Annotated in this window: 13 protein-coding genes; 9 read left to right on the top strand and 4 right to left on the bottom strand. The window is 66.0% G+C overall.

The window, feature by feature from the left end:
- Window positions 1-215 precede the first annotated feature (215 nt).
- The 3 genes from QRO95_RS22815 (at window position 216) to QRO95_RS22825 (ending at window position 2,575) form a co-directional block, all read left to right on the top strand.
- Window positions 216-1,079, top strand: coding sequence for a pirin family protein (locus QRO95_RS22815; protein WP_032129853.1), 864 nt, complete (start codon window positions 216-218; stop codon window positions 1,077-1,079).
- Window positions 1,080-1,200: 121 nt separating this feature from the next.
- Entirely contained in the window at window positions 1,201-1,920 is a 720-nt protein-coding gene (gene aqpZ, locus QRO95_RS22820) for an aquaporin Z (RefSeq protein WP_032129854.1), read from the top strand.
- A gap of 196 nt (window positions 1,921-2,116) precedes the next feature.
- Window positions 2,117-2,575, top strand: a complete 459-nt coding sequence (locus tag QRO95_RS22825; protein WP_285303552.1) for a hypothetical protein — start codon at window positions 2,117-2,119, stop codon at window positions 2,573-2,575.
- A gap of 128 nt (window positions 2,576-2,703) precedes the next feature.
- On the opposite strand, the gene QRO95_RS22830 is transcribed toward QRO95_RS22825, so the two are convergent.
- Window positions 2,704-3,555 (bottom strand): pirin family protein, encoded by an 852-nt coding sequence (locus QRO95_RS22830; protein ID WP_285303553.1) that lies wholly within the window; start codon window positions 3,553-3,555, stop codon window positions 2,704-2,706.
- Between the two features lie 215 nt (window positions 3,556-3,770).
- On the opposite strand from QRO95_RS22830, the gene QRO95_RS22835 reads away from it, so the two are divergent.
- Entirely contained in the window at window positions 3,771-5,852 is a 2,082-nt protein-coding gene (locus QRO95_RS22835) for a carbon starvation CstA family protein (protein ID WP_285303554.1), read from the top strand.
- The gene (locus tag QRO95_RS22840; protein WP_005410613.1) at window positions 5,852-6,076 is read left to right on the top strand and encodes a YbdD/YjiX family protein; all 225 of its coding nucleotides are present in this window, start codon (window positions 5,852-5,854) and stop codon (window positions 6,074-6,076) included. The genes QRO95_RS22835 and QRO95_RS22840 overlap by 1 nt, the downstream gene beginning before the upstream one ends.
- A gap of 192 nt (window positions 6,077-6,268) precedes the next feature.
- Here the strand turns inward: QRO95_RS22840 and QRO95_RS22845 are convergent, their stop codons facing one another.
- Window positions 6,269-7,519: a DUF819 domain-containing protein gene (locus QRO95_RS22845; RefSeq protein ID WP_285303555.1), complete on the bottom strand. Its 1,251-nt coding sequence runs from the start codon at window positions 7,517-7,519 to the stop codon at window positions 6,269-6,271.
- A gap of 133 nt (window positions 7,520-7,652) precedes the next feature.
- Between QRO95_RS22845 and QRO95_RS22850 the strand changes: the two genes are divergently transcribed.
- On the top strand, window positions 7,653-8,042 hold the full coding sequence (locus QRO95_RS22850) for a VOC family protein (protein WP_285303556.1): 390 nt from the start codon (window positions 7,653-7,655) through the stop codon (window positions 8,040-8,042).
- A gap of 215 nt (window positions 8,043-8,257) precedes the next feature.
- Here the strand turns inward: QRO95_RS22850 and QRO95_RS22855 are convergent, their stop codons facing one another.
- Together QRO95_RS22855 and QRO95_RS22860 are read right to left on the bottom strand one after the other, a co-directional pair.
- A complete protein-coding gene (locus QRO95_RS22855) occupies window positions 8,258-9,544 on the bottom strand; it encodes a HAMP domain-containing sensor histidine kinase (protein WP_049461542.1) in 1,287 nt (428 codons plus the stop codon).
- Complete coding sequence (locus tag QRO95_RS22860; RefSeq protein ID WP_032129861.1) at window positions 9,531-10,244, bottom strand: response regulator transcription factor; 714 nt, start codon at window positions 10,242-10,244, stop codon at window positions 9,531-9,533. The genes QRO95_RS22855 and QRO95_RS22860 overlap by 14 nt, the downstream gene beginning before the upstream one ends.
- 130 nt (window positions 10,245-10,374) lie before the next feature.
- On the opposite strand from QRO95_RS22860, the gene QRO95_RS22865 reads away from it, so the two are divergent.
- The 3 genes from QRO95_RS22865 to QRO95_RS22875 all read left to right on the top strand — a co-directional run bounded on the left by QRO95_RS22865 (window position 10,375) and on the right by QRO95_RS22875 (window position 14,603).
- Window positions 10,375-12,078, top strand: coding sequence for a glycosyltransferase family 39 protein (locus QRO95_RS22865; RefSeq protein WP_285303557.1), 1,704 nt, complete (start codon window positions 10,375-10,377; stop codon window positions 12,076-12,078).
- A gap of 111 nt (window positions 12,079-12,189) precedes the next feature.
- Entirely contained in the window at window positions 12,190-12,957 is a 768-nt protein-coding gene (locus tag QRO95_RS22870) for a phosphatase PAP2 family protein (protein WP_071229549.1), read from the top strand.
- Window positions 12,954-14,603: a phosphoethanolamine transferase gene (locus tag QRO95_RS22875; RefSeq protein WP_285303558.1), complete on the top strand. Its 1,650-nt coding sequence runs from the start codon at window positions 12,954-12,956 to the stop codon at window positions 14,601-14,603. The genes QRO95_RS22870 and QRO95_RS22875 overlap by 4 nt, the downstream gene beginning before the upstream one ends.
- Window positions 14,604-14,996: the final 393 nt, after the last annotated feature.

Genomic DNA, 14,996 nt, shown 5'->3' on the forward strand with positions numbered 1-14,996 from the left:
ATCGAGCTTACATGGACGTACTTGCAGCGTCCCCTGCGCCACCCACCCGCCCGGCCAAGCGCAGCTTTTGATCTTGCTTCTGCCTTCAGCGACCAACCCACAGCCACGAGGGGCTGCGCCGTTGGCTGGAACAACCTGTTACCCATACGGGGCATGTGCCCGTCACAGCTGCATGCGATGCTGACCATCTGATCCCTGCCAGCGAGAACGCCCGCATGACCACCATCATCGCCCCGCGCGTGCACGACATCGGCGGACTCGAAGTCCGTCGCGCGGTCCCCACCCTGCAGGCGCGCAGCATCGGCTCGTTCGTGTTCGTCGACCAGATGGGCCCGGCACTCATGCATCCCGGCACGGCCATCGACGTGCGCCCGCATCCGCATATCGGCCTGGCCACCGTCACCTATCTGTGGTCGGGCGCGATCGGCCACCGCGACACGCTGGGTTCGGACCAGGTGATCCGTCCCGGTGACGTCAACTGGATGACCGCCGGCCGCGGCATCGCCCATTCCGAGCGCACGCCGCAACCTGACCGCGATCACGACAACCCGATCCACGGCATGCAGACCTGGGTGGCGCTGCCGAAATCGCATGAGGAAATCGAGCCGGCGTTCTACCACCACGCCGCTGCCACCCTGCCCGAGCAGCGCCGCAACGGCGCCTGGCTGCGCGTGATCGCCGGCCGCGCCTATGGCGAGGAATCGCCGGTGAAGGTGTTCGCCGATACGCTCAACGTGGCGATCGACCTCGACCCGGATGCGGAAATCGATATCGACAACGGCCACCGCGAGCGCGCGCTGTACATCCTCGAAGGCGACGCGCAGCTGGATGGCGTGGACATCCCTGCCCAGCACCTAGTGATCCCCGAGGCTGGTGCGCGTGGCCGCCTGCGCGCGAAGACGCCGGTGAAGGCGATGTTGTTCGGTGGCGAGCCGCTGGATGGCCCGCGTCACCTGTGGTGGAACTTCGTGTCCAGCTCGAAGGAACGTATCGAACAGGCCAAGCACGACTGGGAGGCCGGCCGCTTCGGCACCATCCCGGGCGACGACAAGGAATTCATCCCGCTGCCGCAGTACTGAACATCGCGTGTTGCACACATCCGAAGGTGTATCCCTGCACCCGGCGTTGACACTACAGTCACCCGCTGATCATTGAAATGTGACATAAATCACACTTTCGACCGTCAAAGGAGTGCAACACATGAGCATGGGTAAACGCTTGTCCGCCGAGTTCCTCGGCACGTTCTGGCTGGTTCTGGGTGGCTGTGGCAGTGCCGTGCTGGCCGCCAAGTTCGGCGGTGACGGCAATCCGCTGGGTATCGGTTTCCTCGGCGTTGCGCTGGCCTTCGGCCTGACCGTGGTGACCGGCGCCTATGCGTTCGGCCATATCTCCGGCGCGCACTTCAATCCGGCGGTCAGTGTCGGCCTGTGGGCCGGCGGTCGTTTCCCGACCAAGGACCTGATTCCGTACATCATCGCCCAGGTCGCCGGCGGCCTGCTGGCCGGCTTCATCCTGCTGCAGATCGCATCGGGCGCCAGCGGCTTCGCCATTGATGGCAGCCAGGCCGGTGCATTCGCCAGCAACGGCTACGGCGCGCTGTCCCCCGGCGGCTACAGCGTGGCCGCGGCCTTCCTGTGCGAAGTGGTGCTGACCGCCGTGTTCCTGATCGTGATCATGGGCGCCACCCACGGCAAGGCACCGGCCGGGTTCGCCCCGCTGGCGATCGGCCTGTCGCTGACCCTGATCCACCTGATCAGCATCCCGGTCACCAACACCTCGGTGAACCCGGCCCGTTCCACGGCGGTGGCCTTCTTCGCCGGCAGCGGCGCGGTCAGCCAGCTGTGGCTGTTCTGGGTCGCCCCGCTGCTGGGCGGCGCGATCGGCGGCATCATCTACAAGTGGATCGGCAACGACCGCTGAGGCCTGTGCGGACCATTGCGGCCGACCATCGGCCGCAATGGTTACGCGTGTAACCGCGATTTGTGCGATCGCTCACGTTCCGTTAAGGTTGAGTTGACCGTCCGTGCACATGCCGGCCGGGGCGGCATCCGGGGATGGGATGCCAAGGCTGCCGGTCCATCCGGCGGAGCCAACGACACACCACCTTGGGGGATGCATGAAGTTCACGCCTGTAGTGTTGTCGAGCCTGCTGTTCGCGGTGGCCCAGGCCGCCGCGCAGGCTCCCACCGAATGTCCTTCATTGCCGGCCAGCAGCGGCCTGCAGTGGCAACAGCAGGCACAGGCCGATTTCCTGGTCTGCCGCGCCAGCACCGGCGATGGCCGCGAGGTACTGAGCCTGATGCTCAGTGCGCGCGATCCCAACCTTCCATTGAACCGCTCGCTGCGCCAGGAAAAGGGCAGCTTCGGCGGTGAATCGCTGTACTGGTACCAGCCCGATCTGGGTGGCCAGCAGCCGCCCGGCTATGCCGAGCGTCGCATCAGTGTGGTCAAGCTCGACAAAGGGCGTTACGCGCAGATTTCGCTGTATCCGGACAGCGCGCAGGAACTGGGCTCGCTGCAGCAGCTGGCGCAGGGCATGAGCCTGACCCCGTCGGCCGTGGCCGCGGGGCGCTGAAGGTGACGGGGATGACTGCCTGGCAGCATCCCCGCAATGCGAGCCGATCCGACGGTAGTGCCGGCCGCTGGCCGGCACCCCGATCCGCCTTTGTCCGAGGCTGCTGCCGGCCAGCGGCCGGCACTCCCTCAGAACTTGCCTTCCTGGAAATCGACGAAGGCCTGCATCAGTTCCTGCCGCGTGTTCATCACGAACGGCCCGTGGCGCATCACCGGTTCGCGCAGCGGACGGCCGGCCACCAGGATCAACCGCGCACCTTCGCTGCCGGCCGAGAGGTGCAACTGCTCGCCACCGCCCAGCACCGCCAGTTCCTGGCGCGCCACGTCACGCGCGGCGTCCTGCTCACCCACGGTCATCGCACCTTCGAACACGTAGGCGAACGCGTTGTGCCCCTCCGGCAGCGCATAGGTCCAGGCCCGGTCGGGCGCCAGCGTGATGTCGAGGTAGAGCGGATGGGTGGCCGGCTGCACGATCGGGCCATCGGTGCCGTCCACGCTGCCGGCAATCACCTTCACCTCCACGCCCGGCTCCGGGTGCACCACGGGAATGCGCTCGGGTGCGAATTCCTGATACTTCGGCTCGGTCATCTTCTCCTTCGCCGGCAGGTTCACCCACAGCTGGAACCCGCGCATCTGCCCGCTTTCCTGCTCGGGCATCTCCGAATGCACCAGGCCGCGGCCGGCGGTCATCCACTGCACGCTGCCCGGTGTCAGCAGGCCTTCGTTGCCGTGGTTGTCGCGATGCCGCATGCGTCCGTCGAGCATGTAGGTGACGGTCTCGAAACCACGGTGCGGGTGTTCCGGGAAGCCGGCGATGTAGTCTTCGGCACGGTCGGTACCGAACTCATCAAGCAGCAGGAACGGATCCAGGTCGGGCAGCGTCGGGCCGCCGATGACGCGGGTCAGGCGCACGCCGGCACCGTCGGAGGTGGGCATGCCACGGATGGTGCGCAGTACGCGGACCGGTTCGGGAAAGCTCATGGCGACTCCTGTTGGATGGGTGCCACTGAAGATGGACGCCACACGGCCGTACGCCAATGGATGGCTCCGCAACCGATTGTTCCATCCCTGATGTTCGCTGCACGTCAGCGCAGCCGCCGTACGACCAAAGTACTACCGCCGATTCGTCCTGTGCCAATTGACCCTGTCGTGGGCAAGCAGGACTCTTTGTCTGTCTTTCCGGGAGAGAGCACCTCATGAAAGGGTTTTCCAAACTGGGCTGGGCGGTACTCGCTCTGCTCGGCGCGTTCTGTCTGGGCACCGTGGCGCTGCGCCGCGGCGAACACATCAATGCCCTGTGGATCGTCGTCGCGGCGGTGTCGCTGTACCTCGTCGCCTATCGCTTCTACAGCCTGTTCATCGCCAACAAGGTGATGCAGCTGGATCCGACCCGGGCCACCCCGGCGGTGATCAACAACGATGGCCTGGACTACGTGCCGACCAACAAGCACGTGCTGTTCGGCCACCACTTCGCCGCCATTGCCGGCGCCGGCCCGCTGGTCGGCCCGGTCCTGGCCGCGCAGATGGGCTACCTGCCTGGCCTGCTGTGGCTGGTGGTGGGCGTGGTGTTGGCCGGTGCGGTGCAGGACTTCATGGTCCTGTTCCTGTCCAGCCGCCGCAATGGCCGCTCGCTGGGTGACCTGGTAAGAGAAGAGATGGGCCAGGTGCCCGGCACCATCGCGCTGTTCGGTGCGTTCCTGATCATGATCATCATCCTGGCAGTGCTGGCGATGGTGGTGGTCAAGGCGCTGGCCGAAAGCCCGTGGGGTATGTTCACGGTGATCGCGACGATGCCCATCGCGATCCTGATGGGCGTGTACATGCGCTACATCCGCCCCGGCAAGATCGGCGAGATCTCGGTGGTTGGCCTGATCCTGCTGCTCGCCGCGATCTGGTACGGCGGCAAGGTCGCCGCCGACCCGGTCTTGGGCCCGGCGTTCACCTTCACCGGCACCCAGATCACCTGGATGCTGATCGGCTACGGCTTCGTCGCCTCGGTGCTGCCGGTGTGGCTGCTGCTGGCCCCACGTGATTACCTGTCGACCTTCCTCAAGATCGGCACCATCATCGCGCTGGCCATCGGCATCCTGGTGGTGATGCCGGAACTGAAGATGCCGGCGCTGACCCAGTTCGCCGCCAGCGGCGATGGCCCGGTGTGGAAGGGCGGCATGTTCCCGTTCCTGTTCATCACCATCGCCTGCGGTGCGGTCTCCGGCTTCCATGCGTTGATTTCCTCCGGCACCACGCCGAAGCTGCTGGCCAATGAAGCGCACATGCGCTACATCGGCTACGGCGGCATGCTGATGGAATCGTTCGTCGCGGTGATGGCGCTGGTGGCGGCCTCGATCATCGATCCGGGCATCTACTTCGCGATGAACAGCCCGGCGGCGGTGATCGGTGCCGATGCCGCGTCGGCCGCGCACTACATCACCAACACCTGGGGCTTCACCATCACCCCCGAGCAGCTGACCGCGACCGCGGCGGCCATTGGTGAACCGACCATCCTGCATCGTGCAGGTGGCGCGCCAACACTTGCGGTAGGCATCGCGCAGATCCTGCACGAAGCGATTCCCAGTGGCAGCGACGCGATGATGGCGTTCTGGTACCACTTCGCGATCCTGTTCGAAGCGCTGTTCATCCTCACCGCGGTGGACGCCGGTACCCGTGCGGGCCGCTTCATGCTGCAGGACCTGCTGGGCAACTTCGTGCCGGCCCTGAAGAAGACCGAATCGTGGACCGCCAACATCATCGGTACCGCCGGCTGCGTGGCGCTGTGGGGCTACCTGCTCTACACCGGCGTGGTGGATCCGTTCGGCGGCATCCAGACGCTGTGGCCGCTGTTCGGCATCTCCAACCAGATGCTGGCCGGCATCGCGTTGATGCTGGGCACGGTGGTGCTGTTCAAGATGAAGCGTGACCGCTATGCGTGGGTTACCGCAGTACCGGCAGTGTGGCTGCTGATCTGCACCACCTACGCCGGCTTCATCAAGATCTTCGACAGCAACCCGGCGCAGGGCTTCCTGGCACAGGCACACAAGTTCCAGGCCGCGCTCGCCAGCGACACGATCACCGCACCGGCCAAATCGGTGGCGCAGATGAAGCAGATCGTGGTCAACGCCTACGTCAACACTGGCCTGACCGCGCTGTTCCTGCTGGTGGTGGGCGCAGTGCTGGTGTATTCGATCAAGACCATCCTCGCGGCCCGCCGCAATCCGCAGCGCACTGACCGCGAAACCCCGTACGTGGCGCTCAAGCCGCATGAAATGGTGGATCTGTGATGAGCACGCAACTGGTTCCCGCCGGCCAGTACCAGGCGCACCGCCGCATCTGGCGGCGCCTGGTGCAGACCGCACGACTGTGCTGTGGCATTCCTGATTACGACAACTACGTCCGGCACATGCTGGAAAAGCATCCGGACCAGGAGCCGATGGACTACAAGACGTTCTTCCGAGAGCGCCAGGAAGCGCGTTACGGCGGGCGCAATGGTGGCCGCTGCTGTTGAGGATTGGCTTCGATACGTTCAGTAGATCCACGCCATGCGTGGATGAAACCTGGCAGATATCGAGTTGAGTCCGGGGTCAGATCCGTTTCCTCCGGGAAACAGATCTGACCCCTTCCTTGTTCATGGATACCCATGAAATGCATCCACGCATGGCGTGGATCTACGGAAGCATGACGCCAGGGCGGTCCGAACTCAGCCGTTGGCCATCCACTTCAGGATCAAACCGGTGACGTAGGCCAGGCCGGTGCCGGTGGCATAGCCCACCGTGCCCAGCAGCACGCCCACCGGTGCCAGCGTGGGGTGGAATGCCGCGGCCACCACCGGCGCCGAAGCCGCCGCACCGATGTTGCCCTGCGAACCGATCGCGAAGAAGAACAGCGGCGCGCGCAGCAGCTTGGCAACGATCCACAGCACCAGCACGTGGGTGGCCATCCAGATCGCACCGAGCAGGAACAGCCACGGCCGATCCAGCAGCGACAGCAGGTTCATCTGCATGCCGATGCAGGCGATCAGGAAGTACAGGAACACCGTGCCCAGCCGCGACGCACCGGCCGCTTCCAGCCGCCGCGCGCGGGTGAAGCTCAGGCCCAGGCCCATCGCGGTGGACAGCAGGATCACCCACACGAACTGGCTGTCCAGGCTGAACTGGCTGGCCCAGCTGACGTTGGCCTTGAACCAGCCCGACAGCGGCGCGGCGATGGCGTGGGCCAGGCCGACGCCGCCCAGTGCCACGCCGACGATCACCATCAGGTCGGTCATGCTCGGAATGCGCGCGTTCTGTGCCTCGTAGGCACTGATGCGCGCCTTCATCTCGTCGATGGCACGGGTATCGGCACCGTTGCGGGTGTCGATCTGCTGTGCGCGGTTGGCCAGGAACAACAGGATGGCCATCCACAGGCTGGCGCAGGCCACGTCGACCACCGCGAACTGGCCGAAGGTGGTGGCATCGGTGCCGAACACTTCGCGCATGGCGACCATGTTGGCACCGCCACCGATCCAGCTGCCGGCCAGCGCCGCCATGCCGGCCCAGGTATCACCGGCCACGGTTTCCGGATGGATCAGCTTCATCAGCTGGAACGAGACGATGGCGCCGAGCATGATGCCGGCCGTACCGGCACAGAACACGATCAGCAGTTTCGGGCCGAGCTTGATGACGCCTTTCAGGTCGATCGACAGGGTCAGCAGGACCAGCGCGGCCGGCAGCAGCACGTCACGCGCGACCGGGTTGTACAGCGAGGTGTTGTGGCCATCGATGACACCGGCGGTGTTGTAGATGGCGGGGATGAAATAGCACAGCAGCAGGGCCGGCACCCAGGCGAAGATCTTCTTCAGCAGCGGGGTTGGACCACTGGCGGCCCAGAAGATCAGGGCCAGGGTGGCGGCAATCAGGCCCAGTCCAACGATGTCGTTGCTGATCAGGGCAGTAGCGGGTTCGGTCGGCATGGGATCCTCTGTCGATCGAAAGAGCGGAGAAAAAAAAGCGCCGCATAAGGCGGCGCAGATCGAGATTAACATTGTCTTCACGCCCGGTCATGCTGCAGTGCCGACACCCCCCATCCCGTCAGGGAGCCCACCCATGCAGCTTGGTGCCTTTTCGATCAGCCTCTCGGTGAAGGATCTCGCGGCCTCCCGTGCCTTCTACGAAGCCCTGGGCTTCTCGGTCACCGGCGGCGATCCGGCACAGAACTGGCTGGTGATGCGCAGCAACGGCACGGTGATCGGGCTGTTCCAGGGCATGTTCGAGGGCAACCTGCTGACCTTCAACCCCGGCTGGGACCAGCACAAGCAGGAACTGCCCCACTTCCAGGATGTGCGTGAGCTGCAGGCAGAGCTGGATGCCAGGGACATCGAACTGGCGGTCCGCACCGATCCTGATGGCCAGGGGACCGGCTACCTGCAGTTGGCCGATCCCGACGGCAACGTGATCCTGATCGACCAGCACGTGGCGCGACCGAACGGGCATTGAGGCGGACAGCCATTGCCTGGGTGGGCGTCGACCTTGGTCGACGAACGGCATGCCAACCAAGGTTGGCATCTACCAGAGCACGGCCAGCCACCGCCGGGGCATGCCAACCAGGGCTGGCACCTACCAGAACACGGACAGCCACCGCCTGGGTAGGCGTCGACCTTGGTCGACGAACGGCATGCCAACCAAGGTTGGCATTTACACGAACGGCCGGATCAGCGCGGTCGCGAGGCACCGAAATCAAGCGTGACACGCGTGCCACGCGGCTCGCAGGGCTGCAACTGCAGGGTCCAGCCCAGGTGCTCGCACAGCCGCGCGATCAGATCCAGTCCGATGCCGCCGCCACGATCGGCGCGTTCGCCACGGGCCATCCGCGCATGGATCGCCGCGATCTCTTCCGGGCTCATGCCATGTCCCGGGTCCTGCAGGGTCAGCACCGCCGACGAACTCAGGCGCAATTCGATGTGGCCACGGCCACTGTTCTCGATGGCGTTGCGCAGCAGGTTGCCGATCGCTGCCTGCACCACCGCCAGCGGCGCGACGATGTCCACCGGTGCGGCCTGGATGCCGATGCTCAGGTCCTTGTCGCCCAGCAGGTGGCGATGGTCGTCGACGATCTCCGGCAGCAGCTGGTCCAGCGCGATGCGCTCGGCACGCGCCGCCAGTCGCGCCGGATCACGCGCCAGCACCAGCAGCAGTTCGATCAGCTGCTCCACGCTCTGCGCGGTGCGCAGTACCCGCTGCATCTGCTGGCGCGCGCGCTCGGGCAGGCCCGGTTGCTCCAGCGCCAGTTCGGCGGCACCGGTCATCACCGCGATCGGCGTGCGCAATTCATGGCTGGCGGTGCTGATGAAGACCCGCTCGCGTTCGACGAACTGCTCGTTGCGGTCCAGGTAATCGTTCAGCGCATTGGCAATGGTGTGCAGCTCTGAGCTGCCGCGCGGGTCGACCTCGATGCGCTGCCCCTGCACGCCCGGCCTGAGCGCGGCGATGTGTTGTGCCAGCAGGCTCAGCGGACGCACCATCCGCTCCATGCCGAACGAAGCCATCAGCACAGTAACGAAGATCATGATCACCCCGGCCAGCATCACCCAGCGCGTGGCGAACTGTTCCAGGTCATGGAAGTCGGAGATGTCCAGTACCAGCGCGACCCGTCCCATCGACTGGGTTTCACGCACCATCACCGCCGTCTCGCGGCCCTTGACCATTACGCCGTCGTGCAGCCCTGGATGCAGGGTACGCAGGCTATCGGGAAGGTTGACCGCGTCGAAGCGGTACAGGCTCAGCGTGTCCGAATCCTGCCAGCGATAGTGCGGTTCGTGCTCGACATGCTCGACGATGCTGTCGAGCTCGGAGTTGAGCAGCGCGCGCCAGGCAGCATGCTCGGCGTGCTCGTGCACGTAGTTGCCGACGCTGAACACCGCGATCGACAGCAGCGCCAGATAGCCCAGCAACCACCACACCACGCGCCGGTACAACGGCCCCGGCTTACGCGCCCTCATCAGCATTCCTGCCGGCGTCGGCACCCTCCACTACCGCCAACCGGTAACCCACACGCGGCAGGGTGTGGATCAGCTTCTCGGCAAACGGACCGTCAACGCTGCGACGCAACTCGTAGACATGCGAACGCAGCAGGTCGCCATCCGGCGGCTCGTCGCCCCACAGGGCGAACTCCAGCTGCTGTCGCGTCACCGCACCCGGGCTGGCCCGCATCAGCACTTCCAGCAGTTTGCGGCAGGCCGGGTACAGGTGCAGCACCTGGCCCTCACGCTGGGCCTCCAGCGTCGCCAGGTCCAGCACCAGGTCGCCCACCTGCAGGCGCTTGCGCGGGTTGCGGCCCTGCGCACGCAGCAGCAGCGCTTCCAGCCGCACCTCCAGCTCGGGCAGGGCGAACGGCTTGGTCAGGTAGTCGTCGGCACCGGCGCGGAAACCGGCGATCTTGTCCGGCAGTTCATCGCGCGCGGTCAGCATGATCACCGGCACCTCCGACGCGTGCTCGGCACGCAGCCGGCGCAGCACTTCCGGTCCCTCCATGCGCGGCAGCATCCAGTCCAGGATCACCGCATCGTAGGGGTGGCTGCCGGCCAGGTGCAGGCCGGTGATGCCATCCGGGGCCACGTCCAGCACATGCCCGCGCGACTCGAAATAGTCGAACAGGTTGGCCACCAGCTGGCGGTTGTCCTCGATCACCAACAGACGCATGCACGAAACATCCACGGAAGTTCGTACCATGGTAGCGCCGCCCATGTCGGAATGCGGTCGTCCCGCCCCCTTCTGACGCTTTTCCCACCCCTGCCACCTCAGAATGGCCGTTTTGCTCCCGGAGCCTGCCGTGCCCGTAGCCCTGCCCCGCCGTTGGCGCCTGCCCCTGTTGTGGCTGCTGATCATTGCTGCATTGGCAGCGGGCATCGGCCTTCGGCAGCCGCAGCCGCCGGACGAGCCGCGCTTCGTGCTGGCCGCGCGGACCATGGTCGAGAGCGGGCAATGGCTGCTGCCGCATCGTGGCAGCGAGCTGTATGCCGAGAAACCACCGGTGTTCATGTGGCTGCAGGCGGCCGCCTACGAGGTGGTCGGCAGCTGGCAATGGTCGTTCCTGCTGCCGTCATTGCTGGGCGCCCTGCTGAGTCTGTGGCTGGTGTCGGATCTGGCACGGCGGCTGTGGTCGCCGCGGCATTCCATCTATGCCCTCGCGGCGCTGTTCTGCACCCTGCAGTTCGGGCTGATGGCCAAGCGTGCGCAGATCGACATGGTGCTGGTGGGGATGACCACCGTCGCCCTGTGGGGCTTGATGCGGCACCTGTGCGAACGTCGCAACTTGCCCGCGCTGTGGCTGGCCGGTTTCGCCGCCGGTGTCGGCACGGTGACCAAGGGCGTGGGTTTCCTGCCGCTGCTGCTGGTGCTGCCCTGGTTCGGCTGGTGGCTGTACCAGCGCCGTCGCGGGCACCGTGTGGAGGGTCCGCACCCGGCAACGCTGCTGTGGTTGATCCCGGCGTTCCTGCTGGGCGTGGGCGTGTGGCTGGCGCCGCTGGGCTGGGCCCTGCTGCATACGCCCAGCGCCGAACTGCAGGCCTACGCGCACGAGCTGTTGTTCAAGCAGACCGGCACCCGCTACGCCAATGCCTGGCACCACCGGCAGCCGGCCTGGTACTACCTGCAGGTGATCCTGACCCTGTGGCTGCCGGGCAGCCTGCTGCTGCCGATGCTGTTCAAGCCGTGGTGGCGCCGCATCCGTCGTGGCGATCGCCGCCAGTGGCTGCTGCTGGGCTGGGCCGTACTGGTACTGGTGTTCTTCAGTGCCAGCCCGGGCAAGCGCGAGGTGTACCTGCTGCCGATGCTGCCGGCGATGGCACTGGCCGTGGCGCCGCTGCTGCCCGGCCTGCTGCGCCGCGTGTGCGTGCGCCGCTACCTGTTCGGCTACAGCGTGGTGCTGATGCTGGCCACCGGCGTACTCGGCGTGATGCTGATGACCGAGCACCCATGGGCGTTGGCGCAACTGCAACGCCGCGCCATGCCTGAGACGTTGCTGCCGGTGCTGGGCGATGGCCTGCTGACCTTCGCCATTGCCCTGGCCACGCTGATCGTGTGGCTGCGGGTACGCCGTGCCGCGACGCTGGTACTGCTGACCCACGGCATGCTGTGGATGCTCTACGGCCTGGTGCTGATGCCTGCACTGGACCCCTTCGCTTCGGCGTCGGCACTCATGCGCCGGGTGGGCGCGCGGATCGGACCCGACGCCGAACTGGCGCTGGTGGCCTGGCGCGAGCAGAACCTGTTGCAGGCCGACCGGCCGGTGCGCGAGTTCGGCTTCAAGCGGCCCTGGGCCGAGCAGTGGCACGACGCCGGCCCGTGGCTGGCCGAGGCACCGGGCAAGCGCTGGCTGCTGGTGCTGGACGATGCGATGAGCCCGTGCGTGGACCCGGGCAAGGTGATCGATATCGGTATTGCCAACAGGAATCGCTGGCAACTGCTTCCCGGTACCGCGTGGGACGCGGAATGCCACGCCGAACGGGCCGGCGCGACCGCCGAAGAAGACTGAACGCTGACACGTGCCGGACAAGCATTAACCCGGCACGAACGAGCGTCCGACCCTTCTCCGACATCCAGGTGACGAGCATGGCCGCGGATTCCCGACCCGCCCTTTCCCAGCATGCCCGTCCGTCCCCTTGATTCGGTAGCGCCGCTTGCGACATCGCCACTGGCGTCAAAATTCGCCGTAACTCACCTCTGGCTGCCTGTCGCAATCGGTCTGCCCGTGTTTACGCTGCTGATGGGTTTCGGCGGCGACCAATGGGTGGCCGATCACCTGTTCCGCCTTGAGGGTGGCCATTGGGCGCTACAGGACGCCTGGGTCACCCGCACGGTGGTGCACAAGGCCGGCAAGTGGCTGAGCACGGCTGCTGCGCTCGTGGCGATCCTGCTGTGCTTCCACCACTGGCGAAAGGGTCGCGATCGCACCCTGCGGTGGGCGCTGCTTTATGTCGTGATTGCCATGGCCCTGGGCACCGGTGTGATCTCCCTGCTGAAGTCGCTGGTGCCGATGGAATGCCCCTGGGACCTGCTGCGCTACGGTGGCCACCAGCCGTTCATCGGGCTTTTCACGGCACGCCCCGCAGGCATGGCCGCACAGGCCTGCTTCCCGGCCGGCCACGCCAGCGCGGGCTATGCATGGTTGTCCCTGTACTTTTTCGCCTTGCTGTGGCGCCCTTCATGGCGCTGGGCCGGGTTGTGGATCGGCCTTGGCACCGGCCTGGTATTCGGCGTGAGCCAGCAGCTGCGGGGCGCGCATTTCCTTTCGCATGACGTTGCTACTGCGTTGATCTGCTGGCTGCTTTCGCTGGGCCTGTATCTGATCGTCAAACGCGTCCTGGCCCGCCGTCAGCTGGACCGTCCCCACCGCCAGGAGGCAAACGCATGAGTGCATCGGTCCAACGCCCCGCCCGCCTTCCCGCGTTGGCGAACCTTCGCCGCTGGCGGCCGCAGCTGTCCACCGAAGCACTGATCGCACTGACCAGCCTGTTCTTCGCAGTGGCAGGCAATGGCCTGTTCTGGCACAGCGCGATGGCCAGCCATCCGGGCAGCCTGCGCTACGCGCTGTCGCTGCTGCTGTTGCTGCTCGGTGCGCACGGCGTGCTGCTGGGCATCCTGGTCTGGCGCTGGAACGCCAAGGTGGTGATCAGCCTGTTGCTGCTGGTGACCGCATTCGCTGCGCACTACATGAGCCGTTACCACATCTACCTGGATGCGGACATGCTGCGCAACGTGCTGGCGACCGATCCCAAGGAAAGCCGCGAGCTGATGACCGTGTCGCTGCTGTGGCCGGTGTTGTTGCTGGCAGTGCTGCCGATGGCGGTGCTGTGGCGCGTGCAGCTGCGCCGCCGCAGCTGGGGCCGCAGCCTGCTCTGGCGCTTCGGCTTCCTGGTCGTGGCGGCAGTGACCGCGATGGGCGGCGCATTGATCTCGTTCCAGGATGTCTCGGCACTGATGCGCAACCAGCGCGAAGTGCGTTACCTCGCCACCCCGGCCAATGTGCTGCTGGGCATGCCGCGTGCACTGCGTGGCGACAACCCGGTGCAGCGCGCACCGAAGCTGCCGATCGGCACCGATGCCAAGGCCACCCCGCGCGCGCCGGCCAGCAAGCCGCGCCTGCTGGTGATCGTCATGGGCGAGACCGTGCGCGCGCAGAACTGGGGGCTCAACGGTGGCCGCAACACCACCCCGGAACTGGCGCAGGCCAGCGTGATCAATTTCCCGGACATGCACTCGTGCGGCACCAGCACCGAGGTTTCACTGCCGTGCCTGTTCTCGCCATGGGGCCGGCACGACTACGACGAGAAGAAGATCCGCGCGCACCAGTCGCTGCTGCACGTATTGAACCGTGCCGGTATCGCGCCGCTGTGGCGTGACAACCAGTCCGGCTGCAAGGGCGTGTGCGAAGGCCTGGACTTCCAGTCATTGTCCGATGCGACCACCCCGGGCCTGTGCGCTGACGGCCGCTGCATGGACGAAATCCTGCTGCAGGACCTGGCCACCCAGGTACGTGCAAAGCCCGGCGACCGGGTGGTGGTGCTGCATCAGCTGGGCAACCACGGCCCGGCCTACTTCGAGCGCTACCCGCCCGCGTTCCGCCGCTTCACCCCCACCTGCGATACCCGCGACATCGGCCGCTGCTCGCGCGAAGAGATCACCAACAGTTACGACAACGCCGTGCTGTACACCGATCACTTCCTGACCAAGACCATCGGCACGCTGCAGGGCATGCAGGACTACGACACGGCGATGATCTACCTGTCCGACCACGGCGAGTCGCTGGGCGAGAAGGGCCTGTTCCTGCATGGCGTGCCCTACGCCATCGCCCCGGCCGAGCAGACGCGGGTACCGATGACGATGTGGTTCTCGCAGGGCTTCGCCAGCAGCCGCGGGCTGGACCTGCAGTGCGTGCGCAAGCGTTCGGCGGCCTACACCGACCACGACAACCTGTTCCCGTCGGTACTGGGCCTGATGCAGGTAAAGACCTCGCTGTACGAGCGCGACCGCGACGTGTTCGCCAACTGCGAGGGTTGAGGGTTGTTCGGCAGGGCTTGCTGCCCTGCACCCGCGGTAGTGCCGGCCGCTGGCCGGCAGCCTCGACAGCAACAGCAACAGCAACAGCAGAAGCTGGCTATCCGTGGGTTGGCGGGGTGGGTCCGGTTGCGGGGGACGCCGTAAATACATCCCTGTAGGCTCGGTCGCGCCATCCATGGCGCTGACGCCCCCGCAACCGGACCCACCCCGCCTTCGACAGTTTTCCGCGATCTGATGGAACGGCCTTGGGGTCAGATCTGTTTTCCGGAGGAAACCGGATCTGACCCCAGATTCATTTCGATATCTGACAGATGTGTCGACCAAGGTCGACACCTACCCACAGCACACGGAATCTGTCGGAGGTGGGGCGGTGTCGGAGTGCGGGGTGTCAGC

The organism is Stenotrophomonas maltophilia group sp. Smal13 (assembly GCF_030236855.1).
GTDB lineage: Bacteria > Pseudomonadota > Gammaproteobacteria > Xanthomonadales > Xanthomonadaceae > Stenotrophomonas > Stenotrophomonas maltophilia_A.